This window comes from Pseudomonas sp. 3MAES_34.3B (genome assembly GCF_058145875.1).
Map to the genome: position 1 here is coordinate 2,878,996 of NZ_CM176960.1, position 23,204 is coordinate 2,902,199.

A 23,204-nucleotide genomic window follows, 5' to 3' on the forward strand; every position below is an offset into this window, starting at 1 on the left:
CCCCTTCGGGAGCCTCCCATAGGTGTGAGACCTGGCGATAGCCAGGGAATGCGTGCGAATGCTCCTTATCTGCCATGCACGCCACGCATCAAACGTATTCACCGAATGCGCTTGAGACATCGCGCCTTGGGCGGCGAAATAGCGGCACCTGCCTTACCGGAACCGCTTACATGACCGCCCCCAGCCTGCCTCCCGTACGCAACGTGTTGTACATCATGTGTGACCAACTGCGCCGCGATTACCTGTCCTGCTATGGGCATGCCCACTTGCATACGCCGAACATCGACCGCCTGGCCGCCGAAGGCGTGCGCTTCACCCGGGCCTACACCCAAGGCACCATCTGCGGCCCCTCGCGGATGTCGGCCTACACCGGGCGCTACGTCAGCAGCCACCAGGTGAGCTGGAACGCCGTGCCACTCCCCCTCGAAGAATTGACCATCGGCGACTACCTGCGCCCGGCAGGCATTCGCACAGCGCTGGTGGGCAAAACCCACGCCACCCCCAACGACGCCGCGCTGGCCCATGTGGGCGCCGATTCGCAGAAACAGGCTCAACTGAGCGAAGTGGGCTTCGAAGCCTATATGCGGCACGACGGCATCTACCCCGACGCGCCAATCTTTGCCGACAAACGCGACAGCGCCCCCTACACCCATTACCTGCGCGCGCTGGGCTACGACGGCGAAAACCCGTGGCACAGCTGGGCCAACGCCGCGGCGGGCGACAACGGCGAAGTGCTCAGCGGCTGGCACATGCGCAACGCCCACCTGCCGGCGCGGGTGGCCGAGGCGCATTCGGAAACCGTGTACACCACCGATTGCGCCATCGAGTTCATCCAGGCCCAGGGCGAGGCGCCATGGTGCTTGCACCTCTCCTACATCAAGCCGCACTGGCCCTATCTCGCACCGGCGCCCTATCACGCGTTGTACGGCGCCGAGCATGTGCAGGCGCCGGTTCAACCGGATACCGCAACCCTGAGCGATCACCCGGTGTATGCCGCGTTCCGCCAGCACCAGGAAAGCCAGAACTTTTCCCGGAACGAGGTGCGGCTGAACGTGGTGCCGACCTACATGGGCCTGATCAAGCAGATCGACGACCAGTTGGGCCGCTTGATTGAAGTGCTGGAGCGCAGCGGCCGCTGGAACGACACGTTGGTCGTGTTCACGTCCGACCATGGCGACTTCCTCGGTGACCACTACCTCGGTGAAAAAGAGTTCCTGCTGGAACAGGCCGTGGGTGTGCCATTGATTGTGCGTGACCCACGCCCCGCCGCCGACGCCACCCGTGGCACGGTGGAGCATCGGCTGGCGGAGACCATCGACGCGCTGCCCACCTTTCTCGAGGCGCTGGGGTTGCCTTCAGCCCAGCACCGCCTGGAGGGCCGCTCGCTTATCCCGCTGCTGCATGGCCAGCCAGTGGCCTGGCGCGACTATGCCATTGCCGAATACGACTACGCCTTTCAGGCACCGGCACGCGAGCGCCTGGGTCAGCCCATCGACCGTTGCCGCATGACCATGGTGCGCAGCGAGCGCTGGAAGTACGTGGCCTATGACGGCTTCCGCCCGCAGCTGTTCGACCTTGAGAACGACCCCCACGAGCAGCACGACCTGGGCGCCGATCCGGCCTATGCCGCAGTGCGTGAGCAGCACCTGGGTTACCTGTTCGACTGGATGCGTGGGCTCAAACGCCGTACCACCATCAGCAATGAGGAAGTGGATGATCGCGCCCGCCGCTTCCGTTATGGCGAGCCTGAATCTGCCCGGATGGTACCCATCGGCGTGTGGTGACGTTTGAACAGCCAGGTAAATGGTTATTTCTTTACGGAATAAGCATTTACCTGAACCTTCTTGGACGACATAACGGTTTACCTCGCACAATCCACTCCGCTCAAACCCGCACCGCGCAAGGACGCTCCATGGACCTCCGGCAACTCCGTTACATCATCGCCTTGAACGACTACCGCAGTTTCGTTCGCGCCGCTGATGCGATGGGCATCACGCAACCGGCGTTCAGCCGCAGCATTCAGAGCCTGGAACAGGAATTCGGTTGCCAGCTGGTAGACCGCGCAGACAAAGCCTTGCGCCCCACCCCGGAAGGGGAAGTGTTGCTGGCGCATGCGCGCGATCTGGTCCAGGGTGCGGCCCGGCTCAGCAGTGAGGTGGGCCAGATGACCAAGCTGGATGCCGGCCAGGTACGCTTCGGTTGCGGCCCTTCGCCGGCCGGGACCGTGGTGCCTCAGGCGCTCACCCGGTTCCACCGGCAACGCCCCGGCATTCAGTTGCACTTTGTGGTCGATAACTGGGAGCGGCTCGGCCGCGCGCTGAACCGCGACGAAATCGAATTCTTCATTGCCGATATCCGCCCCTTCGAGGCCGACCCCGCTTTCGATACCCAACCCTTGGCTCAGCGAAGCGGGCGGTTCTTCTGCAGGCCTGGCCACCCATTGGCCGGGCGAAGCACCTTGAGCGCCGCCGATGTATTTGCCTACCCGCTGGCCTGTGGCCTGATCCCGCCGGGCGTGCGCAAGGTAATGGCCAACCTGTGTGGCAAGCAGGATTTCACTCCGCATTTTCAGACTGAATATTTCCCTGCATTACTGAGGATCGTTCAGGAAAGCGACGCCATCGGCCTGAGCGCGCAACACAACTGCGCCGAAGCGCTTGCCCAAGGCGGCATCCAACGCTTGCGCTGGCGCAACCTTCCCCCGGCCTTGGGGGCACTGCGCGCCCATTGTGGCGTGGTCAGCCGCGCGGGCTATCGCCTGTCCCCCGGGGCTCGCGCCTTTATCGAAACCCTGGTCGCCGTCGACAGCGAAGTCGCTTGACCCCTATCTGATCCACCGCGAACGAGGCCCCGCTGCCGTGACCCGATCTGCTGCTCTTCACCGCCCCGGCTCACCCGGCCGGGCCCTGCCCATGGCCGTTATTGGCCGCCGCTTGCTGCCCTGGTTGCTCCCACTGGGCCTGCTGGTGTTGTGGTGCGCGGCCAGTAAATGGCACTGGACCAGCAAGCAGGTGCTGCCTGCCCCTACGTTGGTATGGCAAAGCGCGGTGGAACTGGCCGGTGGCGACCTGTGGCTGAACCTATGGATCAGCCTCAAGCGGCTGGCGGCTGGCGTAGCGGCCGGCGTGCTGGGCGGGGCATTGCTCGGCGCCTGGCTAGGGAGCCAGCGGCTGGCCGAGCGCATGGTGTTGCCCACCTTCATCGCCCTCGCCCAGGTACCCACGCTCGCGTGGATTCCACTGTTCATGCTGTGCTTGGGCATTGGCGAAGCCCTCAAACTGGTGGTGTTGGTCAAGGCCGTGGTAGTGCCGGTAACCCTGCATACCCTGGTGGGCGTACGCGATGCACAGCCACGGCTGCGCGAGGCCGCAACGGTGCTGGGCCTGAGCCGTTCGGAGCGGATCAGGTTACTGATGATCCCCGCAGCCCTGCCTGCCTTCCTGGCGGGTGTGCGGCTTGCAGTGGCGGCAGGTTGGGCCTCGCTGCTGGCCGTGGAGTTGCTGGCGTCCAGCGAGGGGCTGGGGTACCTGATGGTGTGGGCGCGGCAGCTGTTCATGCTGGACATCGTGTTCGTGTGCATCGCGGTGATCGGCCTGCTCGGCCTGGTCATGGACCGCGGGCTAGGCGCGCTGGAGCGGCGCCTGGTGTTCTGGCCGCACCCGGCTATCGCTCAATTGCGGGCTGGCACCGCCACTGGCCCGCGCTGGCAGCCCTGGGTGTTGCCGCTGGTATTGTTCGCTGCCTGGCAAGCAACCTCGCGCCTGGGTTGGGTAAACCCCGAGTTGCTGCCTTCTCCCCTGCGAGTGGCCCAAGCCATTGCTTCGGGCACAGCCGACGGCAGCTTGCCCCAGGCATTGCTCACCAGCCTCACCCGTGCGTTGGGAGGGCTGACCATCGGCGCGGGGCTAGGGTTGGCGTTCGGCCTGCTGTTGGGGCTGTGGCAGCCGGCACATAAGTTGTTTGGCGCCACGTTCAGTGGGCTGCGCCAGGTGGCGATTTTTGCCTGGGTACCGTTGATTACCGCCTGGTGCGGCCGGGGCGAGCCTGCCAAATGGGCCTTTGTGGCACTGGCCGCGTTTTTCCCGATGCTGATCGCAGCCCAGCGCGGCGTCGCCCAACTGCCACCTACCCTGATCGAAGCCGCCTGCGTACTGCGGCTCAATCGTAGGCAGCGGCTGGCACGGCTGGTGCTGCCGGGCTGCGCGCCGTCCTTGTTCGCCGGCCTGCGGGTAGCACTGATTTACGCCTGGCTGGGCACTATCGGCGCCGAATACTTCATGCCTTCCAACGGGGGCATCGGTAGCTTGATGATCAGCGCCCAGCAATTGCTGCGCATGGACCAGATTCTCGCCGGCATGGTGCTGGTTGGCCTTACCGGCGGCCTGCTCAACGCCCTTGGGCAAACGCTCGAACGCCGCGCTACGCGCTGGAGGCATGCTTGAACGCACCCTTGGTCCGCTTCGCCCACGTAGGCAAGCATTTCCCCGTCGACGGCAGCACGCTGGAGGCTATCCGCGACTTCAACCTGGACATCGCCGATGGCGAATTCATCGCCATCGTGGGTGCCAGCGGCTGCGGCAAGTCCACCTTGCTGCGCCTGCTGATCGGGCTGGACACGGCCTTCGAGGGCCAGATCCTCGTCGATGGCCAGCCGGCCGCCGGCGTGGGGGGCGATCGCGGGATCGTGTTTCAGGAACACCGCCTGTTCCCCTGGCTGACAGCCGCCGAGAACGTAAACCTCGGCCTGGCTGCATCGCCGCTGAATGCCCGGCAACGCCAGCAGCGGGTGGATGATCATCTGGCGCTGGTTGGCCTTGCAGCGTTCGCCAACGCGTACCCGCATCAGTTGTCGGGCGGCATGTCACAACGGGTGGCCATCGCCCGCGGCCTGGTGGCCAGCCCGCGCATCCTGCTGCTGGACGAGCCTTTCGGCGCGCTGGATGCGCTCACGCGCCAGCAGTTGCAGGACGAACTGCTGCGCATCCGCGCCAAGGCCCGAATCACCACGCTGCTGGTGACCCACGACGTGGAAGAGGCGCTTTACCTGGCAGACCGCGTGGTGGTGATGGCGCCCCGGCCCGGCCGTATCAAGCGAGTGGTAGAGGTTGCACTGCCCCACCCCAGGGTTCGCAACAGCTTCGGCTTCCAGCAACTGCGTGATGAACTGCTGCACGAGCTGACCGAAGACGGCCCGTGGCAGGCGCCAACACAGGACTACATCACCGCGCTGCCGCTGACTGCGTTCGCTTTGTGAACGCCAGGTTACTCCTGGATGAATGCGAGCAGGTCCGCGTTGATAACGTCCGGGTGGGTGGTACACATGCCGTGGGGGTAGCCGCTGTAAACCTTGAGCGTGCCGTGCTTGAGAAGGTTGATCCCCAGCTGTGCCGAGTCGGCGAAGGGCACGATCTGGTCGTCATCCCCGTGCATCAGCAGCACCGGCACCTCGATGCTTTTCAGGTCTTCGGTGAAGTCGGTTTCCGAAAACGCCTTGATGCAATCGTAGTGAGCCTTCGCACCGCCCATCATCCCCTGGCGCCACCAGTTGAGCTTGATCCCTTCGGACACGTCGGCACCGTCGCGGTTGTAGCCATAGAACGGCGTGGGCACTTCCCGGTAAAACTGGGCGCGGTTGGCGACCAGCGCGGCGCGGAAGCCGTCGAACACGTCCAGCGGCAGCCCGCCCGGATTGCTGGCGGACTGCACCATGATGGGCGGCACTGCCCCGATCAATACGGCCTTGGCCACATGCCCGGCGCCATAACGAGCCACATAGCGCGCCACCTCACCACCCCCGGTGGAATGGCCTACGTGAATGGCGTCCTTGAGCTGCAAATGGGCGACCAGCGCGGCCACGTCGGCGGCGTAGGTGTCCATTTCGTTGCCGTGGGCCGTTTGAGTGGAGCGCCCGTGCCCGCGACGGTCATGGGCGACCACGCGGTAGCCTTTGGCAAGGAAGAACAGCATCTGCGCATCCCAGTCATCCGCGCTGAGGGGCCAGCCGTGGTGGAACACGATCGGCTGACCGGTGCCCCAATCCTTGTAGTAGATCTGGGTGCCGTCTTCGGTGGTGAAGGTAGTCATGACGAAGCTCCTGGGCGCGTAAGGGTAGGATTCGCTGCCAGGGCAACGCCGCTGCCCATGACCACTGCCGAACCTCCAGCGTAGCGGTTGGGGGCCGAAAGAAATTGTACGGGTGTGCTATTGGTCTGCCTGGGCTCACTCGCGGTTCAGGGCGAGTCGCGGTAATCGCCTGGCCCTGATGGCCTTCTGCCGCGCACCCGCATGGAACTCCCGCCGCAGACACCACCCTAAGCCTCGTCTACGTACTGGCACCACGCTAGTTATCTGGTTAAGGATGTAATTTCCATGGCTTCAAACACCCTTTCGGCCGCCGCACAGCCTGGCGGTGGCCAGCGTGCGCCCGCGGCGCGGTTGATCTTTATTTCGGTGCTGGTCGCCACTATGGGTGCGCTCGCCTTTGGTTATGACACCGGCATCATCGCCGGCGCCCTGCCCTTCATGACCCTGCCCGTGGCGGAAGGCGGGCTGGGCTTGAACGCCGTGACGGAGGGCCTGGTAACGGCCTCGCTGATCGTAGGCGCGGCGGTGGGCTCGCTCGCCAGCGGCTATTGCTCGGACCGCTTCGGCCGGCGGCTCACCCTTCGCCTGCTGTCGGTGTTGTTCATTGCCGGCGCGCTGGGCACGGCCACGGCGCCCTCGATTACGTTGATGGCGGCGGCGCGCTTTGTGCTGGGCATCGCCGTTGGCGGCGGCTCTGCCACGGTGCCGGTATTTATCGCGGAAATCGCTGGCCCTTCGCGGCGTGCCCGGTTGGTGAGCCGCAACGAATTGATGATCGTCAGCGGCCAGTTGCTGGCGTACGTTCTGAGCGCGCTGATGGCCGCCCTGATGCACACGCCCGGCATCTGGCGCTACATGTTGGCAATTGCCATGGTGCCGGGGCTGTTGTTGCTGGTGGGTACGTTCTTCGTGCCGGCATCACCGCGCTGGCTCGCCGCCAAGGGGCGCCTGGACGACGCTGAAGCGGTGCTGGAACAGCTGCGTGACAGCAAGGCTGATGCCGAGCGCGAACTGGCCGAACTCAAGGCCCAGAACGAACAGGGGCGGCATCGCCCTGCGGTCAAAGAGCTGCTGCGCCAGGGGTGGGTGATCAAGCTGCTGCTCATCGGCATCGGCCTGGGCTTTACCGCACAGCTCACTGGGGTGAACGCTTTCATGTATTACACACCGATCATCTTGAAGAACACCGGCATGGGCACCAACGCTGCGCTCACCGCCACGATCGGCAACGGTGTGGTGTCAGTGATCGCCACGCTGCTCGGCATCTGGGCCATCGGCCGTTATGGCCGGCGCCACTTGTTGATGACCGGCCTGGTGGTGGTCGTGCTGATGCAGGCGGCCCTCGGCTGTGTGCTGCAGTTCATGCCGCAGAACCTCACCCAAAGCTACGCCGCGCTGGCCTGCATCCTGGTGTTCCTGTTGTTCATGCAGATGTGCATTTCACCGGTGTATTGGTTGCTGATGTCCGAACTGTTCCCGGTGCAAGTACGCGGCCTGCTGACCGGTACCGCCGTGTCGATGCAGTGGCTGTTCAATGCTTCGGTTGCCTTTGCCTTCCCCTTGGCGATCCATACCCTGGGCAACCCCACCTTCTTTATGTTCGCCGCGATCAATATCGGTTCGCTGGTGTTCGTGTTCCTTTGCCTGCCGGAAACACGCGGCAAGTCGTTGGAAGCCATCGAGAAGCACATGAAAAAGGCGCTCTAAGCGAAAAGAGCCAGGCCTGGGCACCAGCGGTGCTTCAGCCGCTACCCGAGGTTTGCTATGCTCGCCGCGCCAGCATCGGGCCATACCCTGCACCCGAGCTGCCGCGGGCGGACAGCTGAGTCCGAACTATCCGGAGCTCTTTGTTGTGCGCCACCCTTTGTCCTCACTACGCGGGCGCTTGCTGACCCTCGTGCTGGCAAGCACCGTGCCCCTGGCATTATGTGCAGCCGTTGCCCTGTTCATGTTGCTGCGCAACGAAGAAAGCCAGGCCATCGCTCGGGCCCTGGAGGCCAATCGGCAAACTGCAACCGCAGTGCAAGTGACCCTCAACCGCTCTTTCGCGGTGCTGGCAGCCGTTGCCGAGTCTCCCTTGCTCGACAGTGACGACCTGGGCCCTTACAACCAGGTGCTGGGCCGGGTACTGCCCCTGATGCCGGGCTGGCACTCGATGCTGATCGCTACGCCCGAGGGCCGCGTGGTGAGCCGAGTGTCCCCACGGCCGACACCCGGCCCCACCCGTCCCGTGGAGCCCCTGAGTTTCAAGGAAATGGCCGAGCACCCGAGGCCCATTGTCGGTCAGCTGGGCAAGGGCCCCTCGGACACTTGGGCAATACCGCTACGGGTACCGGTCCTGCGCAATGGTGCCCTGCGCTATGTGATCACCGCACCGTTGTTGCCGCAGAACATCGCCGAGGTGCTGGCCCTGTCGCAGTTACCCAAAGGCTGGACCGTGGTGGTGTTCGATAACAATGGCCGGCGCATCGCCCGTGAGCCTGCCGCCGGGTTTGCCGTGGGCGATCAGGTGTCGCGGGAGCTTAGCGCCCTGGTGGCCAGGGGCCAAAACGAAGGCACAGGTGTCAGCCATACCTCCGATGGCGACGAGGTGTACACCGCCTGGCTGCGCTTGCCTGAGGCCGGCTGGACCGTTGCCACGGGGATCCCCACGGCAGAGGTGAATGCGAAGGTGACCAAGGCCCTGCTCCTGTATGGGGGTGGGCTGGCCTTGTCGCTGTTGTTTGCCACTGTGGCCGGGCTGCTGGCGGCGCGCAGGATCAACCAGCCCATGGCCGGCTTGCGCAAGGCGGCGCGGGCGGTGGGCCGTGGTGAAATTCCGCAGGTGCCGCGCACGCCTATCAAGGAGATCAGTGACGTGGGCGTTGCCCTCGAGGCGTCCGCCGTGGCGCTCCGGGCCAGTGAACGGGCCCGCGACGAAGCCGTTGCCCGGCTGGAAACCGCCCACCAGGGGCTGCTCGCGGCGGACCGACGCAAGGACGAATTCATCGCTACCCTCGCCCATGAACTGCGCAACCCCCTGGTACCGGTCGGCCAGGCCGCGGCATTGTTGCGCTCCGTCAGTGCCAGCCCCGCGCAACGGTCGCACAGCCTGGCGGTGATCGACCGCCAGGTGGGCAACATGGGCCGCTTGCTGGATGACCTGCTGGACGCTTCTCGCGTGAGTTTCGGAAATATCCCCCTGCGCCTCGAACCTCTGGAGTTGAACGCCGTGCTGCATGACGCACTGGCCTTTATCAATAGCCGGGCCCGGGACAAACAATTGCAGGTGCGTGCTTCGTTTTCCGCCGACCCCTTGCCGGTGGAGGGCGATGGTTTGCGCCTTCAGCAGTTGTTCGTGAACCTGCTCGACAACGCTGTGAAGTACACCCCGGCGGGCGGTCAGGTGCGGCTCTCCCTGCGCAGGCTTGATGGTCAAGCCCGCGTGGAGGTCGCTGACAGCGGTATCGGCATCGCGCCGGAAAACCTCGCTCAGGTATTCCGCATGTTCGGCCGGGTCGCCGGCCCCGGTGTCGACGCTGGCGGCTTGGGTGTGGGCCTGGCATTGGCCAAAAACCTCGTCGACCTGCACGGCGGGGAGCTTCAAGCCGCCAGTGACGGGCTGGGCCAGGGGAGCTGCTTCACCGTCACCCTGCCCTTGGCCAACCCCGTCGTGAGCGCCGTGGCTGCGGCAACGGAACCCGCCGCGGAGCTGAGCCCGGGCCGGCGCGTACTGGTCGCCGATGACAATCAGGACATCGCCTTCACACTGCAAGCGCTGCTGGAGATGGAAAGCCATGAGGTGCGAATGGCAGCGGACGGCCAGCAAGCGCTGGACCTGTGCCGGGACAGCCTGCCGGAGGTAGCCGTGCTGGATATCGGCATGCCCCGCCTGGACGGCTACCAGGCTGCGGCGGCCATCCGCGCCTTGCCGGGCGGCGAAGGTGTGTATCTGATCGCCGTGTCGGGCTGGGGCCAGGCCGAAGACGTGCGCCTTGCCGAAGCTGCCGGCTTCGATCGTCACCTTACCAAGCCAGCGGACCTGGACCTGCTGCTGGAGCTGGTGGCCAGCGCCCGCCGCTGAGTGCACCGCTCGTCCCTGTTTGCGGATTGCCGCGAACGAGTTTGAACTTGAGTCGCGCGGGGTCACTCAAGTTAATAGCAGTACAGAAATCTTTCTTCAAAGGCCCGATAATGGACGACCCCGAAACAACCCGCGGAGCATCGGCAATTCCGGTTGTGGAAGAGGTGCTGACGCTTTCCAAAAGAAAGATTCACACCGGCACTGTTCGCATCGAAAAAACCGTGGAAACTCGAGACTACCTGATCACCGAGAGCCTGCGCCGCGAAACAGCTGCAGTAGAGCGGTTTCCTTGTGATACGGAAGTGGACCCGAACAACCCGCCGCAGGTAAGAGTTGAAAACGGCGTGACAATTATCCCGGTACTGGAAGAAGTATTGGTCGTTGAAAAACGGCTGATGCTGAAGGAAGAGCTGCATGTTCGACAGACCGTTAGCGAAGTTACAACAAGCCAGCCAGTGACTTTGAAAAAAGAACAGCTGACTTTTAACAGAAGCGACAGCCTGGAACACACCGACAGCGAAGAACCACAAGGGTCTTCCGCGTCTGCGCCTGACTCATCCCTTACGTGAATCGAGGTACACATGAAGCATACTCTTGTAGCGGCATTCGATGACCTGAGCACCGCTCAGGCCGCCAAAGCCCAACTGCTGCAGCTCAACATCGCCGATAGCAACATCGAGCTGTCGACGGCTGACGCCACCGCCCAAGGCTCCGTGCCGGCCAGCGAGACCTCCGCCACCACCATCGGCGACGCGCACACCGGTGACGGATCCTTTGGCGACAAGGTCAGCCATTTCTTCAGCTCGCTGTTCGGTAGCGACGACGAAGGCCAGCCTCACCGCTATAGCACCGCCTACCCCGAAGCCTACCGCCGGGGGGCAACGCTGATTACGATCACCGTTGCCGACGATCTGCAGGCAGACCAGGTAGAAGACATCCTGGAAGCGCAAGGCGCCATAGATATCGATGAGCGTTCTGCAACCTGGACCGATGGGGCACCCGGAGGGACGGCCCAGGCGGGGTTGTCACATGTAGCGGGCACCCACCTGGACGCCGGGACAACCGCGCCGGTGAACGCCACGGGCATGACAGCCGACCTTTCCGACAATACCGCGATCCCGGTGATCGAGGAACAATTGCGGGTGGGTAAACGTGAAGTGAACACCGGCCGCGTACGCGTGGTAACGCGGGTGACCGAGCGCCCAGTTGAAGAAACCGTGAGCCTGCGCGAGGAACACGCCAGCATCGAGCGTCGGCCCGTGGACCGCGAGGCCACTGCCGGCGAATTGAACGCCTTCAAGGAAGGCGCCCTCGAGATCCAGGAAACCGCCGAAGAAGTGGTGGTCGACAAGTCGGCCAGAGTGGTTGAGGAAGTAAGCGTCGGCAAAATCGCGACCGAGCGCAAGGAGACCGTGCGCGACACCCTGCGCCGTACCGATGTAGACGTGGAAAGCCGCCAAGGCGAACTCAGCAAGGCCGCCGCGTCGTCCGAACGCAACAAACCACTGGACCGGTAGTTATAGCACCTGCACACCGAGGCCTTGCCGATAGGCAGGCCTCTTGCCAGGGATAAACACCGGACACCAGCTCACCGTGATATTCCATTGCTGAAACGCTTCACCCACGCTATACAGTCTGCACAACTCCAAAAAAGGTGTGCGTCATGACCGTATTCAAACTGCTCGTGGCCCTCGGCGGCCTGGCTGCAACCTCACAGGCGTTCGCCTGGGACTACACCCTTCTCGATGCCCAAACCGGCGCCAAGGCCTTCAAGGTCACCAGCGCCGAGCTGGGTGTCACCTCGGGCAAACCCTTCTCCATCACGATGCGCACCCTGCATGGCGGCCGCCAGGAAGGGGTAAGCGTGGTCGACATCGACAATGGCACCCTCAAGCTGACCGTGGTGCCCACGCGTGGTATGAACGTGCTCAACGCCTCGGTGGGCAAGGTACGCATGGGGTGGGATTCGCCCGTAAAGGAAGTGGTTAACCCGGCGTTCGTCAACCTCACCGGCCGTGATGGGCTGGGCTGGCTCGAAGGGTTCAACGAACTGGTCACCCGCTGCGGCTACGAATGGGTGGGCCACCCTGGCGTGGACAATGGCGAGCTGCTCACCCTGCATGGCCGCGCCGCGAATATTCCCGCCAGCACCGTGACCCTGCACATCGACGAACAACCGCCCTACGCCATTACCTTGCGCGGCGAACTAAAGGAACAAGCCTTCAAGAAAGTCGATTTCAGCGTGGCCACTGAACTGGTAACAGTGCCTGGCAGCACCCGCTTCGACCTGAACGACACCCTCACCAACAATGGCGATTATCCCAAGGAATACCAGGCGCTTTACCACAGCAACTTCAGCACGCCGTTCCTCGAGGAAGGCGCGCGGTTCGTAGCACCGGTCAAGCAAGTGTCGCCGTTCAACGAAAAAGCCAAGGGCGATCTCGCTACCTGGGACACCTACCGCGGCCCAACCCGCGACTATGACGAGACCGTCTACAACGTGGTGCCTTACGCCGATGAAAATGGCCATACGCTGACTGTGTTACACAACAAGGCAGGCAACCTGGGCGTGTCAGTGGGCTTCGACACGGGCACCCTGCCGGTGTTTTCGCTCTGGAAAAATACCGACACCCAAGGCCAGGGGTATGTAACGGGCCTGGAACCGGGCACCAGTTTTTCTTACAACCGGCATTATCAGCGCCCGCTGAATCTGGTACCCAAGATCGGACCCGGGGAACAGCGGCAGTTCCGCATCAGCTATAGCCTGCTCGCCGATAAAGCCCAGGTGGATCAAGCCGTTGAGGCCGTACACGGGATCCAGCATGGGCGGGCAAGCGAAGTTCGGCAGGCGCCGCTGGTGGACCTGCCCCACTGACCGACAGCCCTCGCCGCGTTTGGCACGGCACTTGCGCTGGGCCAGATGTTTGCTATGCCTAAGGGTCCATGGTGTTTCATCACCCCGAGGGCAACGGAATGTCGGAACAAAAGAAAATGAGCGTCGGTCAGCTCACCATGCTGACCGCCGTCAACATGCTCGGCTCCGGCATTGTGATGTTGCCCTCGAAACTGGCCGAGATAGGCGCCATTTCGATCCTCTCCTGGCTTATCACGGCCACCGGTTCGCTGGCGCTCGCCTATGCGTTCGCCCGCTGCGGCATGCTCAGCCGAAAAACCGGCGGCATGGGCGGCTATGCCGAATACACCTTCGGCAAGGGCGGAAACTACATCACCAACTACACCTACGGCGTATCGTTGCTGATTGCCAATGTGGCGATCAGCATCACCGCGGTGGGTTACATCCAGACGCTGTTCGCGGTGGAACTCAACTCGCTCCAGGTAGGCCTGGCGACCATTGCGTTGCTGTGGCTCACCACGTTCGCCAACTTCGGCGGCGCACGTATCACCGGCAAGATCGGCGCCGTGACCGTGTGGGGCGTGATCGCACCGGTGGTGTTCATCTCGACGGTTGGCTGGTTCTGGTTCGATAAAAGTATCTACGCCGCGGGCTGGAACCCCCACGACAAGACAATGTTCGAAGCCGCAGGGGCCTCGGTCGCCATCACGCTGTGGGCGTTCTTGGGGCTGGAATCGGCCTGTGCCAATACTGACGCGGTGGAAAACCCTGAAAAAAACGTTCCGATTGCCGTACTGGGGGGCACACTCGGGGCCGCGGTGATTTACATCGTGTCCACCAACGTGATCGCCGGCATCGTCGACAACCCGGAACTGGCCAGTTCCACCGCGCCGTTCGGGCTGGTGTTCGCCAAGATGTTCAACCCCATGGTGGGCAATCTGGTGATGGGATTGATGGTGCTCGCCTGCGTCGGCTCGCTGCTGGGCTGGCAGTTCACAATCGCCCAGGTGTTCAAAAGCTCTGCCGACACTGGGTACTTCATGCCGATTTTCGCCAAAGCCAACAAGGCCGGTACGCCTATCGTGGGCATGCTGGTGCTGCTGGCGGGGCAAACCGCGCTGGGCTTTCTGACCATCAGCCCGGACTTGAGCAAGCAATTCGACATCCTGGTGAACCTGGCGGTGGTCACCAACCTGGTGCCCTACATCCTGTCGATGGCAGCGCTGATGACCCTGCAGAAGGTCTCCAACGTACCGCCCAGGCAGGCACTGATCACCAACATCGTGGCCTGGGTGGCCGCGGCCTACAGCTACCTGGCCCTGTACAGCTCTGGGGAACAGGCGCTGATGCTGGGCGGGGTGGCGACCATCTTCGGCTACACGCTGTTCGGCTTCGTCAACAACCGGCTGATCCGCCTGGAGGCGCTCAACAACAGTGTGCCCACCCAAACCGTCAGCGCACAGCACCTGGAAGGCGAGCCGGTGCCGGTGAACCACCTTGATCAACGCCTGGAGGCAAGACCATGACCGACCACAGCCGACTGCTCGGCATGCTCGCCCTGCTGATCAGCAGCGCCCCGGACAAGCGCACCGTGTTCGGCCGAGCGCTCAACCAGCTCATCACCGACGTTGAGGACCGCGCCATCAGCGTGCTGGTGTCCGAGAGCCTGGCGGATGCGACGTCGATCCTGCACTCGGACCCCGCCATCCAGTGCGTACTGTTGAGCTGGGAGATGGACACCAGCGACGGCAACCAGGAATGCATCCGGTTACTCACCGACCTCAGGGCGCGCAATACCCGGGTGCCGGTGTTCCTGATCAGCGACCGCAGCACGGCGTCGACCATTCCGCTGATCGTGATGCAGCACGCCGACGACTTCATCTGGCTGCCCGAAGACACCAGCCGTTTCCTCAGCGGCCGCATCTTCGCGGCGATCGAACGTTACCGGCAAGCGGTGCTACCACCGATGCTCGGGGCGCTGCTGAAGTTCGCCCGGGGTTATGAATATTCCTGGCACACCCCCGGGCATGCCGGCGGCACAGCCTTCCTCAAAAGCACGGCGGGGCGCGCGTTCTACGAATTCTTCGGGGAAAACCTGCTCCGTTCGGACCTGTCCATTTCCGTGGGCGAGCTCGGCTCGCTGCTGGATCACAGCGGCCCTATCGGCCAAGGCGAACGCTACGCGGCGAAGGTGTTCGGGGCCCATCGCACTTACTACGTCACCAATGGCTCGTCCACCTCCAATCGGGTGATCCTGATGGCCAGCGTGACCCGGGACCAGATCGCCCTGTGCGACCGGAACTGCCATAAATCGGCCGAACATGCGATGACCCTTTCGGGGGCAATCCCAACCTACCTGGTGCCCACGCGCAACCGCTACGGAATCATCGGCCCGATCCTTCCGCAAACCTTGAGCGCGGACAGCGTCAAGGCGGCAATTGCGAGTAACCCTTTGGTACGGCCTGGGGTAGACCCCACCCCGATCCATGCCATCGTGACCAATTCGACCTACGACGGCCTGACCTATAACGTCACCCGCGTAGAGCAACTGCTGGGCCAGAGCGTGGACCGCTTGCATTTCGATGAGGCCTGGTATGGCTATGCCCGCTTCAACCCGTTGTACCGGGACCGCTTCGCCATGCACGGTAACCCAGGGGACCATGATCCCTCCGGGCCTACCGTGTTCGCCACCCAATCCACCCACAAACTGCTGGCGGCCCTGTCCCAGGCGTCGATGATCCATGTGCGCGATGGGCGCAACCCTATTCCCCATGGCCGCTTCAACGAATCCTTCATGATGCATGCGTCCACCTCGCCCAATTACGCGATCATGGCGTCGTGCGATGTGAGCTCGGCGATGATGGAAGCGCCCAGCGGGCAGATCCTCACCAGCGAATCCATTGAGGAAGCGGTTGCTTTCCGGCAGGTGATTTCGCGGATGCACAGCGAGCTGGCTGCCACCAACGACTGGTTCTTCACCTGCTGGCAACCTCCCACCGTGGCCGTGGACGGGCAGGCGGTCCCCTTCCATGAAGCCGACCCGGCCAGGCTCAAGGCCGACCCGAACTGCTGGGTGTTGCACCCGAACGAGGTGTGGCACGGCTTCGGCGATATCGAGGACGGGTACTGCATGCTCGACCCCATCAAGGTATCGGTACTCAGCCCAGGCATGGGCGATGATGGGGAATTACTGGACTTCGGCATCCCCGCCTGCGTGCTCAGCGCCTACCTTGGGCACCAGGGCATCGTGGTCGAGAAAACCACGGACTTCACCATCCTGTTCCTGTTCTCCATCGGTATCACCAAGGGCAAATGGGGCACGCTGGTGAACGCGCTGCTGGATTTCAAGCGCGACTACGACGCCAACCTCGAACTGGAACTGTGCCTGCCGGAGATGCTCTCAGCCAACCAGCAACGCTACACCGGCATGGGGCTGCGCGACCTGGCCGAAGAGATATTCGCGGCAATGAAAGAGAACCGGGTGACCGCCACCATGGCCAAGGCGTTCGGCATGTTGCCCCAGGCCGAGTTCAGCCCGGTGGAAACCTATGAACGCCTGGTGAAGAACCAGGTAGAACGCGTACCGCTGGCCGAAGCGGCCGGGCGCATCGTGGCCACAGGCATCGTGCCCTACCCGCCGGGGATTCCATTGCTGATGCCCGGCGAGAACGTGGGCCCCGCAGACGGCCCCTTCCTGGCCTATCTGAAGGCGCTGGAAAGCTTCGATACGTCATTCCCCGGGTTCGCCCATGACACCCACGGCATCGAAAACGAAGGCGGCCGTTATTACCTGCTGGTATTGACCGAGGAGGCCAGCGTTCAATAGTGCCTACAAGGCGGTGACGCTCGGCGCAAGCAGGGCCCTGGCAATTCTTTGCACAGTGGCCCTAAAGCAAACGCCGAAAGCGACGATAACTACTTCGAAGGTTATCCAGGCCACACCCGGCGCCGCCAGGGCCGGAAGCCAAGTACATCACCGCTGCCCTGAGGATTTCGTCATGTCGTTGACCGTTAACACCAACATTGCTTCCCTGACCGTACAGAACAACCTGAACAAGGCTTCGTCCGCCACCAGCACCTCGATGACTCGCTTGTCCTCGGGCCTGAAAATCAACAGCGCCAAAGACGACGCCGCCGGCCTGCAGATCGCTACCCGTCTGACCACCCAGATCAAAGGCCTGACCGTTGCGACCAAAAACGCCAACGACGCTACCTCGATCGCCCAGACCGCTGAAGGCGCACTGCAAGAAACCACCAGCATCCTGCAGCGTATGCGTGAACTGGCTGTTCAGTCGCGTAACGACTCCAACAGCACCTCTGACCGTACCGCTCTGCAATCTGAATTCAGCCAGATGAGCGACGAACTGACCCGTATCTCCACGTCGACCACCTTCGGTACCGGCATGAAGCTGCTTGACGGTTCGGCTTCGGGCCTGCAATTCCAGGTAGGCGCCATGACCGGTGACGACCAGCACATCGACCTGGGCATCAGCCTGAACGCTTCGGCCTCCGGCCTGGGTGTTGCCAGCGTAGCCATCACCGGTGCCGACACCAGCGGCGCACACACCGCGATCGACTCGGCCATCAGCGCCATCGACGCCGCATTGAACACCGTGAACACCACCCGTGCCGACCTGGGTGCCAAGCAGAACCGTCTGGAAAGCACCATCAGCAACATCAGCAACATCATCGAGAACGCTACCGCCTCTCGTTCGACCATTCAGGACGTTGACTTCGCCGCTGAAACCGCTGAGCTGACCAAGCAACAAACCCTGCAACAGGCTTCCACCGCGATCCTGTCCCAGGCCAACCAGATCCCGTCCGCTGTACTGAAACTGCTTCAGTAATATCGGCCGCTGGTTGACGATGAGCCCCGCTTTCGAGCGGGGCTTTTTCGTTTTTGTCCGCGGTATCCGCCCGGGGCCGAAGGCGGCATACTGCCGTATTCGCTGACGTTACGCTTCCCCGGGAAAGGACCGCTTCTTGACCACGATCAACCTTGAAACGCTGAACACTCCTGTGCCGGTTGTGGGCATAGGCGCATCCGCCGGCGGCCTGAGGGCGCTGGAGCACCTGCTTCATGCCCTGCCGGCGGACAGCGGAAAAGCGTTTGTGGTGATCCAGCACCTTTCGCCCCAGCGCCCTACCCTGCTGGCCGAACTGATCGGCCGGCATACCACCATGCCCGTCCTGGAGGCGCGCCCCAGCGTAAGGGTCAGGCCAAACCATGTGTATGTCATTCCGCCCGGGCACGATCTGGTCCTCGAAGACGGCCGGCTGCAATACCTGCCGCGGCGGCAGAATGGCGAGGCTACGGCGGTGGACACATTCTTTTGCTCGCTGGCGCGCGAGCGCGGCGCGGAGGCGGTTGGCATCGTGTTGTCGGGAAGCGGCCACGACGGCCTGCAAGGCTGCCAGGCGATCCTCGAAGCTGGCGGTTTCACCCTTGCGCAGGCACCGGAAGAGGCGGAATACCCCAGCATGCCCGCCTCTGTCATCGCCGCCGGCCACGCCAGCAGTATCTCGCCAGTGACAGAGATGCCCGAACGCCTGCTCCGGGGCGCGTCGCAGTCCAACGCCGTGATCAGCGCCCTGGACTCGATCATCAAGACCATCCGGGCAACCACCGGGCATGACTTCGGCCACTACAAGAAAAGCACAATTGCCCGGCGCATCGAACGGCGCATGAGCGTGCACCGCATCGGGGACCAAAGGGCCTACGCGACGTACCTGCAAGCCAACCCTGGCGAAGTACCGCTGCTGTTCAGCGAAATGCTCATCAACGTGACCCAGTTTTTCAGGGACCCGGAAGCGTTCGAGGCCCTGAAGCAGAACATCCTGCTACCCCTTCTGCAGAACCAGCCGCAAGGCTACGTGTTCCGGGCATGGGTAGCCGGGTGCGCCACGGGCGAAGAGGCGTATTCGCTGGCGATCATTCTTCAGGAGCTGCGCGATGAGCTGCGCGGCCGCTTCGATATACAGGTCTACGCTACCGACCTGGACGGCCATGCCATACAAGTGGCGCGGGCGGGCCTGTATCCGGCTGCCATGGCGAACCAGCTCACGCCGGCACGCCTGGCGCAGTGGTTCACCGAAACCGAGGGCGGCTATCAAGTGCGCGGCGCCTTGCGCAAGCTTATCGTGTTCGCCGAGCACAACCTGGTCAGCCACCCGCCCTTCACCCGGCTGGACCTGCTGTGCTGCCGCAACCTGATGATCTACCTGGGCGCGCACCTGCAACGGCAGCTGATTCCGATGTTCCACTACGCGCTCAAGCCCCATGGCGTGCTGCTGCTCTCGCCCTCCGAAAGCATCGGCCACCATGCCGAACTGTTTAACGCCATAGACCGCCGCTGGAAGATCTACACGGTGGTGAAAACGCTGCATACTTCAGTATTGAAAAGCGAAACCCCGAGCAGCCGAGTGCCCGATCAGATGAAAAAAAGCTTTGATCAGACGCCCAGGATCAACCGGATTTCCAGTGTTGAGAACCTTACCCGGCGCATGCTGGTGAACGACTACGTGCCCGCTTCGGTCGCCACCGACCTGCGTGGGAACGTGGTGTACGTACATGGCGATACCAGCGACTTCCTCCGCCCCGCCCCCGGGCGGGCGACACTGAACGTGGTCGACATGGCCCGTGATGGCCTGCGTGCCGACCTGCGCGCAGCCGTTCACGCCGCAGCTGCCAGCACGGACGGCGCGCCTGTACGGCGGCAGGTACGACAGCCCGGCAACGACGTTCCCGGCGTGGCACTAAGCGTGCGGCTGCTGCCTGCTACACTGGATGACGAGCGGCTGTTGTTGATCAGCTTCGAACCGCTGCCCAGCGAAGCCGTCGAGCTGACCACCACGCCGGCGGCTCTGAGCGACGGCGAAGCCAATGAGGTGATCCTGCTCGAACAGGCCCTGGCCCACACCCGTGAGCATCTGCAGGCGACCATCGACGAGCTGCAGATTTCCAACGAAGAGTTCTGCTCCACCAATGAAGAGCTGCAATCGGCCAACGAAGAGCTTCAATCCACCAACGAGGAGCTGGAAACCTCCCGCGAGGAGTTGCAATCGGTCAACGAGGAGTTGATCACGGTCAACGCCGAGCTGCAGGCCAAGGTCGAGCAGCTCGTCGACATGCAGAACGACATGAAAAACCTGCTCGACAGTATTAGGGTAGGCACGATCTTCCTGGACACCCAGTTGCGCATTCGCCGCTTTACCCGCGATGCAGTTACCATTTACCGGTTGATCGCCGGCGATGTCGGTCGCCCGCTGGGCGATATCACCTCGCAATTATTGAACACCGACCTTACCGGCCCCGCGAGAAACGTGCTGGAAACGCTGATCCCCTTCGAATGCGAAGTGGGCACTCGCCAAGGCCACTGGTTCCTTGCGAGGATCATGCCCTATCGAACGCTGGACAATGTGATCGAAGGAGTGGTAATGACGTTCCACGACATCACCAGCAGGGTGACGGTGGAACGATCGGTGCAAGCCGCCCGGGCCATGGCCGAGGCCATCATCGATACGGTGAAGGCGCCTTTGCTGGTGTTGAACGATGACTTGACGGTAGTCTCGGTCAGCCAGTCCTACCTGGAAGCATTCGGCGTGCGCGGTGAGCAGACCGTCAATCGGCCGTTCGGCGAGCTGAGCGATGGGGTATGGCAGGTAGACAACCTGATTGACGCGCTGAAAGCGATTTCCGGCAACGACAGCGTCCTGACTGATTTTTGTATAAACGTATGTTTACCCGCTACCGGGCGACTGGAAGTCAGGCTCGATGCCAGGAGAGTGCCGGGTGACAATACCCGGCCCAACTTGATTTTGGTAACGATGCAGATCAGCCGGCCCTCACTACGAGGCCACCATGAAGAAGCTGCCGGAGATAGTTGAGAGCAGTATCCGACAGCGCGCCGAACGCGCGCTTGACGAATTTCCCATTACCGAAGAAAGCCGCGTCTGGCGTGACCTTCAGCTGCATCAGGTTGAACTTGAAATGCAGAACGAGGAGTTGCGCCGGCTGCAGGGGGACCTGGAGTCCTCCAGAGACCGCTACCTGGACCTGTATGAGCAGGCGCCGGTGGGTTACCTGGGCCTGTCGGCCAGCGGTATGGTCGAAGGGGCCAACGCCCGTGCCGAGCAACTGCTGGGCGTGTCGCGCAAGCAATTGCTCGGCCGGCGTTTCGATCGCTGGGTACACCCCGGCGACCGTGCGCAATGGACGGCGCTGTTCGTCCGCGCCTGCCGCGACATGCGCGCCCATACTGCCGACCTTACCTTGCTGCGCAATGACGGCCAGCCCCTGGCTGCCCACCTGGACTGCGTGAGGCAGCACGGCGGCGCCCGCCACGTGCGCCTTACCTTGACCGACATCAGCGAGCTGCGCCGCGCCGAAGCGAAACTGGCCCTGGCCGCCAACGTATTCACCCATGCCCACGAAGCAATCATGATCACCGACGCGGTGGGCACCATTCTGGACGTGAACGAGGCGTTCCAGACGATCACCGGCTACTGCCGCCACGATGTGCTTGGCCGCAACCCCCGCATTCTCGCCTCGGGGCAAACCCCTCGCAGCACGTACACGGCGCTATGGCAGGCGCTGCACGAAAAAGGGTTCTGGAAGGGCGAAGTGTCCAACCGCCGCAGCGATGGCCGCTTGTTCATTGCCGGGCAGACCATTACCGCCATCCATGATGACAGCGGCGAAGTGCGCAACTTCGTCTCGTTGTTCACGGATGTCACACAACTGCGTGAACACCAGGCCCGGCTTGAGAAGATCGCTCATTATGACGCGCTAACGCAGCTGCCCAACCGCGTGCTGCTGGCCCAGCGCATGCAGCAGTTGCTGGGCCAGGCCCATGCCAGCGGAGGCAGCCTGGCCGTCGTTTACCTGGACCTGGACGGTTTCAAGGCAGCAAACGACCAATATGGCCATGCCACCGGGGACCGTGTGCTGATCGTGGTCGCACAACGCATGAAGAACACCCTGCGCGAAGGCTGGCTGGCGTCGCGCCTGGGCGGAGACGAGTTCGTGCTACTGATCCCGGGGCTGGAGGATCATCAGCACAGCACGCCAATCCTAGAGCGTATTCTCAAGACCATCGCCGAACCCATTGAAGTTGATGGGGTTACATTGCAGCTGAGCGCCAGCATGGGTGTGACGTTCTACCCCCAGCCACAGGAAGTGGGCCCGGACCAGCTGCTGCGGCAGGCAGACCAGGCCATGTACCAGGCCAAGCTGGCCGGCCGGGGTTGTTACTACTTCTTCGACCAGCAATTGGAGCAGGACCTGCTCGCACGAAATGCCCGGGTGGAACGTATCGTCCAAGCCATGAACCAAAAGGAATTGGTGCTGTACTACCAGCCCAAGGTGAACATGCGCAGCGGCAAGGTAGTCGGCGTAGAAGCGCTGATTCGCTGGCAACACCCGGAGGAAGGCCTGCTGTTACCCGAAACGTTCCTGCCGTGCATCGAGAACGACAAAGTGTCCCAACTGGTAGGGGAATGGGTGATCCGCCAGGCGCTGGAGCAAACCCGGCGCTGGGCCGACCATGGCTGTGCGCTACCGGTGAGCGTAAACATTGGCGGTTGGCAGCTGCAACAGCCGGATTTCGTCGAGTTCCTCAAGCACCAGCTGTTGGTGTGGGGCAATGCGCCCGATGGCATGCTTACCATTGAAATTCTTGAAACGAGCGCGCTCAGGGACATGGACCGGGTTTCGGAGACCATCGTGGCCTGCCGCAAGATCGGCGTGCGCTTCGCCCTGGATGACTTCGGCACCGGCTACTCCTCGTTGAGTTACCTCAACCGGCTGCCGGTGAGCCAGTTGAAGATCGACAAGAGCTTCGTGCAGGACATTCCAGAGGCGAACGACAACCTGTCGATCCTTCAGGCCATTACCGGCCTTGCACACGCCTTTGGCCGTGAGGTGATCGCCGAAGGCGTGGACAGCTTGTACCAGGGCGTGCGGTTGCTGGAGCTGGGCTGCGACCATGCTCAGGGCTTCTGCATTGCGCAGCCTATGCCCGCCCAGGAAATCGAAGGATGGATGCGGGCATGGGCGTCGCCTGAAGCCTGGCGATTGCAGCCTCAGCTATAGCGCGCGTTGTAGACACAACGCGCTGCAAATGGACGAAACACGCAGGCATTTCGGGAGCGTAGCAACCTGTAATATTTCGTATCAGACAAACACTGATAGTAGCCAGCCCA

Annotated in this window: 15 protein-coding genes; 14 read left to right on the forward strand and 1 reads right to left on the reverse strand. The window is 62.8% G+C overall.

Going from position 1 to position 23,204, the window contains the following annotated elements:
• Positions 1-170 precede the first annotated feature (170 nt).
• The 4 genes from AC3Z8Y_RS12820 to AC3Z8Y_RS12835 all read left to right on the forward strand — a co-directional run bounded on the left by AC3Z8Y_RS12820 (position 171) and on the right by AC3Z8Y_RS12835 (position 5,254).
• Complete coding sequence (locus AC3Z8Y_RS12820; protein ID WP_490086098.1) at positions 171-1,784, forward strand: alkaline phosphatase family protein; 1,614 nt, start codon at positions 171-173, stop codon at positions 1,782-1,784.
• Between the two features lie 128 nt (positions 1,785-1,912).
• The gene (locus AC3Z8Y_RS12825) at positions 1,913-2,821 is read left to right on the forward strand and encodes a LysR family transcriptional regulator (RefSeq protein ID WP_490086099.1); all 909 of its coding nucleotides are present in this window, start codon (positions 1,913-1,915) and stop codon (positions 2,819-2,821) included.
• 91 nt (positions 2,822-2,912) lie between these two features.
• A complete protein-coding gene (locus AC3Z8Y_RS12830) occupies positions 2,913-4,442 on the forward strand; it encodes an ABC transporter permease (protein ID WP_490086100.1) in 1,530 nt (509 codons plus the stop codon).
• On the forward strand, positions 4,439-5,254 hold the full coding sequence (locus AC3Z8Y_RS12835; protein ID WP_490086101.1) for an ABC transporter ATP-binding protein: 816 nt from the start codon (positions 4,439-4,441) through the stop codon (positions 5,252-5,254). Before AC3Z8Y_RS12830 ends, AC3Z8Y_RS12835 begins: the two co-directional genes overlap by 4 nt.
• An 8-nt stretch (positions 5,255-5,262) precedes the next feature.
• Here the strand turns inward: AC3Z8Y_RS12835 and AC3Z8Y_RS12840 are convergent, their stop codons facing one another.
• Entirely contained in the window at positions 5,263-6,084 is an 822-nt protein-coding gene (locus tag AC3Z8Y_RS12840) for an alpha/beta fold hydrolase (RefSeq protein WP_490086102.1), read from the reverse strand.
• A 285-nt stretch (positions 6,085-6,369) separates the two neighbouring features.
• Here AC3Z8Y_RS12840 and AC3Z8Y_RS12845 point away from each other — a divergent pair, with 285 nt between their 5' ends.
• The 10 genes from AC3Z8Y_RS12845 (at position 6,370) to AC3Z8Y_RS12890 (ending at position 23,094) form a co-directional block, all read left to right on the forward strand.
• Positions 6,370-7,791: a sugar porter family MFS transporter gene (locus tag AC3Z8Y_RS12845; protein WP_490086103.1), complete on the forward strand. Its 1,422-nt coding sequence runs from the start codon at positions 6,370-6,372 to the stop codon at positions 7,789-7,791.
• A 145-nt stretch (positions 7,792-7,936) separates the two neighbouring features.
• Complete coding sequence (locus AC3Z8Y_RS12850; protein WP_490086104.1) at positions 7,937-10,147, forward strand: hybrid sensor histidine kinase/response regulator; 2,211 nt, start codon at positions 7,937-7,939, stop codon at positions 10,145-10,147.
• Between the two features lie 110 nt (positions 10,148-10,257).
• Complete coding sequence (locus AC3Z8Y_RS12855; RefSeq protein ID WP_490086105.1) at positions 10,258-10,716, forward strand: YsnF/AvaK domain-containing protein; 459 nt, start codon at positions 10,258-10,260, stop codon at positions 10,714-10,716.
• A 12-nt stretch (positions 10,717-10,728) separates the two neighbouring features.
• Complete coding sequence (locus AC3Z8Y_RS12860; RefSeq protein WP_490086106.1) at positions 10,729-11,664, forward strand: YsnF/AvaK domain-containing protein; 936 nt, start codon at positions 10,729-10,731, stop codon at positions 11,662-11,664.
• A gap of 146 nt (positions 11,665-11,810) precedes the next feature.
• Positions 11,811-13,022 (forward strand): aldose 1-epimerase family protein, encoded by a 1,212-nt coding sequence (locus tag AC3Z8Y_RS12865; RefSeq protein WP_490086107.1) that lies wholly within the window; start codon positions 11,811-11,813, stop codon positions 13,020-13,022.
• A 98-nt stretch (positions 13,023-13,120) separates the two neighbouring features.
• On the forward strand, positions 13,121-14,527 hold the full coding sequence (gene potE, locus AC3Z8Y_RS12870) for a putrescine-ornithine antiporter (protein WP_490086108.1): 1,407 nt from the start codon (positions 13,121-13,123) through the stop codon (positions 14,525-14,527).
• On the forward strand, positions 14,524-16,827 hold the full coding sequence (locus AC3Z8Y_RS12875) for an Orn/Lys/Arg family decarboxylase (RefSeq protein WP_490086109.1): 2,304 nt from the start codon (positions 14,524-14,526) through the stop codon (positions 16,825-16,827). The genes potE and AC3Z8Y_RS12875 overlap by 4 nt, the downstream gene beginning before the upstream one ends.
• 172 nt (positions 16,828-16,999) lie before the next feature.
• On the forward strand, positions 17,000-17,848 hold the full coding sequence (locus AC3Z8Y_RS12880; RefSeq protein ID WP_490086110.1) for a flagellin domain-containing protein: 849 nt from the start codon (positions 17,000-17,002) through the stop codon (positions 17,846-17,848).
• Between the two features lie 136 nt (positions 17,849-17,984).
• On the forward strand, positions 17,985-20,888 hold the full coding sequence (locus AC3Z8Y_RS12885) for a chemotaxis protein CheB (RefSeq protein ID WP_490086111.1): 2,904 nt from the start codon (positions 17,985-17,987) through the stop codon (positions 20,886-20,888).
• Positions 20,863-23,094 carry a putative bifunctional diguanylate cyclase/phosphodiesterase gene (locus AC3Z8Y_RS12890; RefSeq protein ID WP_490086112.1) on the forward strand — a complete coding sequence of 744 codons (2,232 nt, stop codon included), beginning with the start codon at positions 20,863-20,865 and terminating at the stop codon, positions 23,092-23,094. The genes AC3Z8Y_RS12885 and AC3Z8Y_RS12890 overlap by 26 nt, the downstream gene beginning before the upstream one ends.
• Positions 23,095-23,204: the final 110 nt, after the last annotated feature.

Bases quoted from the DNA above. Each gene is read 5' to 3' on its own strand.
- AC3Z8Y_RS12890 (WP_490086112.1), top strand. From the start codon at position 20,863: ATGAAGAAGCTGCCGGAGATAGTTGAGAGCAGTATCCGACAGCGCGCC.
- AC3Z8Y_RS12845 (WP_490086103.1), top strand. From the start codon at position 6,370: ATGGCTTCAAACACCCTTTCGGCCGCCGCACAGCCTGGCGGTGGCCAG.
- AC3Z8Y_RS12820 (WP_490086098.1), top strand. From the start codon at position 171: ATGACCGCCCCCAGCCTGCCTCCCGTACGCAACGTGTTGTACATCATG.
- AC3Z8Y_RS12860 (WP_490086106.1), top strand. From the start codon at position 10,729: ATGAAGCATACTCTTGTAGCGGCATTCGATGACCTGAGCACCGCTCAG.
- AC3Z8Y_RS12875 (WP_490086109.1), top strand. From the start codon at position 14,524: ATGACCGACCACAGCCGACTGCTCGGCATGCTCGCCCTGCTGATCAGC.
- AC3Z8Y_RS12840 (WP_490086102.1), bottom strand. From the start codon at position 6,084: ATGACTACCTTCACCACCGAAGACGGCACCCAGATCTACTACAAGGAT.
- potE (WP_490086108.1), top strand. From the start codon at position 13,121: ATGTCGGAACAAAAGAAAATGAGCGTCGGTCAGCTCACCATGCTGACC.
- AC3Z8Y_RS12830 (WP_490086100.1), top strand. From the start codon at position 2,913: ATGGCCGTTATTGGCCGCCGCTTGCTGCCCTGGTTGCTCCCACTGGGC.
- AC3Z8Y_RS12880 (WP_490086110.1), top strand. From the start codon at position 17,000: ATGTCGTTGACCGTTAACACCAACATTGCTTCCCTGACCGTACAGAAC.
- AC3Z8Y_RS12825 (WP_490086099.1), top strand. From the start codon at position 1,913: ATGGACCTCCGGCAACTCCGTTACATCATCGCCTTGAACGACTACCGC.
- AC3Z8Y_RS12855 (WP_490086105.1), top strand. From the start codon at position 10,258: ATGGACGACCCCGAAACAACCCGCGGAGCATCGGCAATTCCGGTTGTG.
- AC3Z8Y_RS12865 (WP_490086107.1), top strand. From the start codon at position 11,811: ATGACCGTATTCAAACTGCTCGTGGCCCTCGGCGGCCTGGCTGCAACC.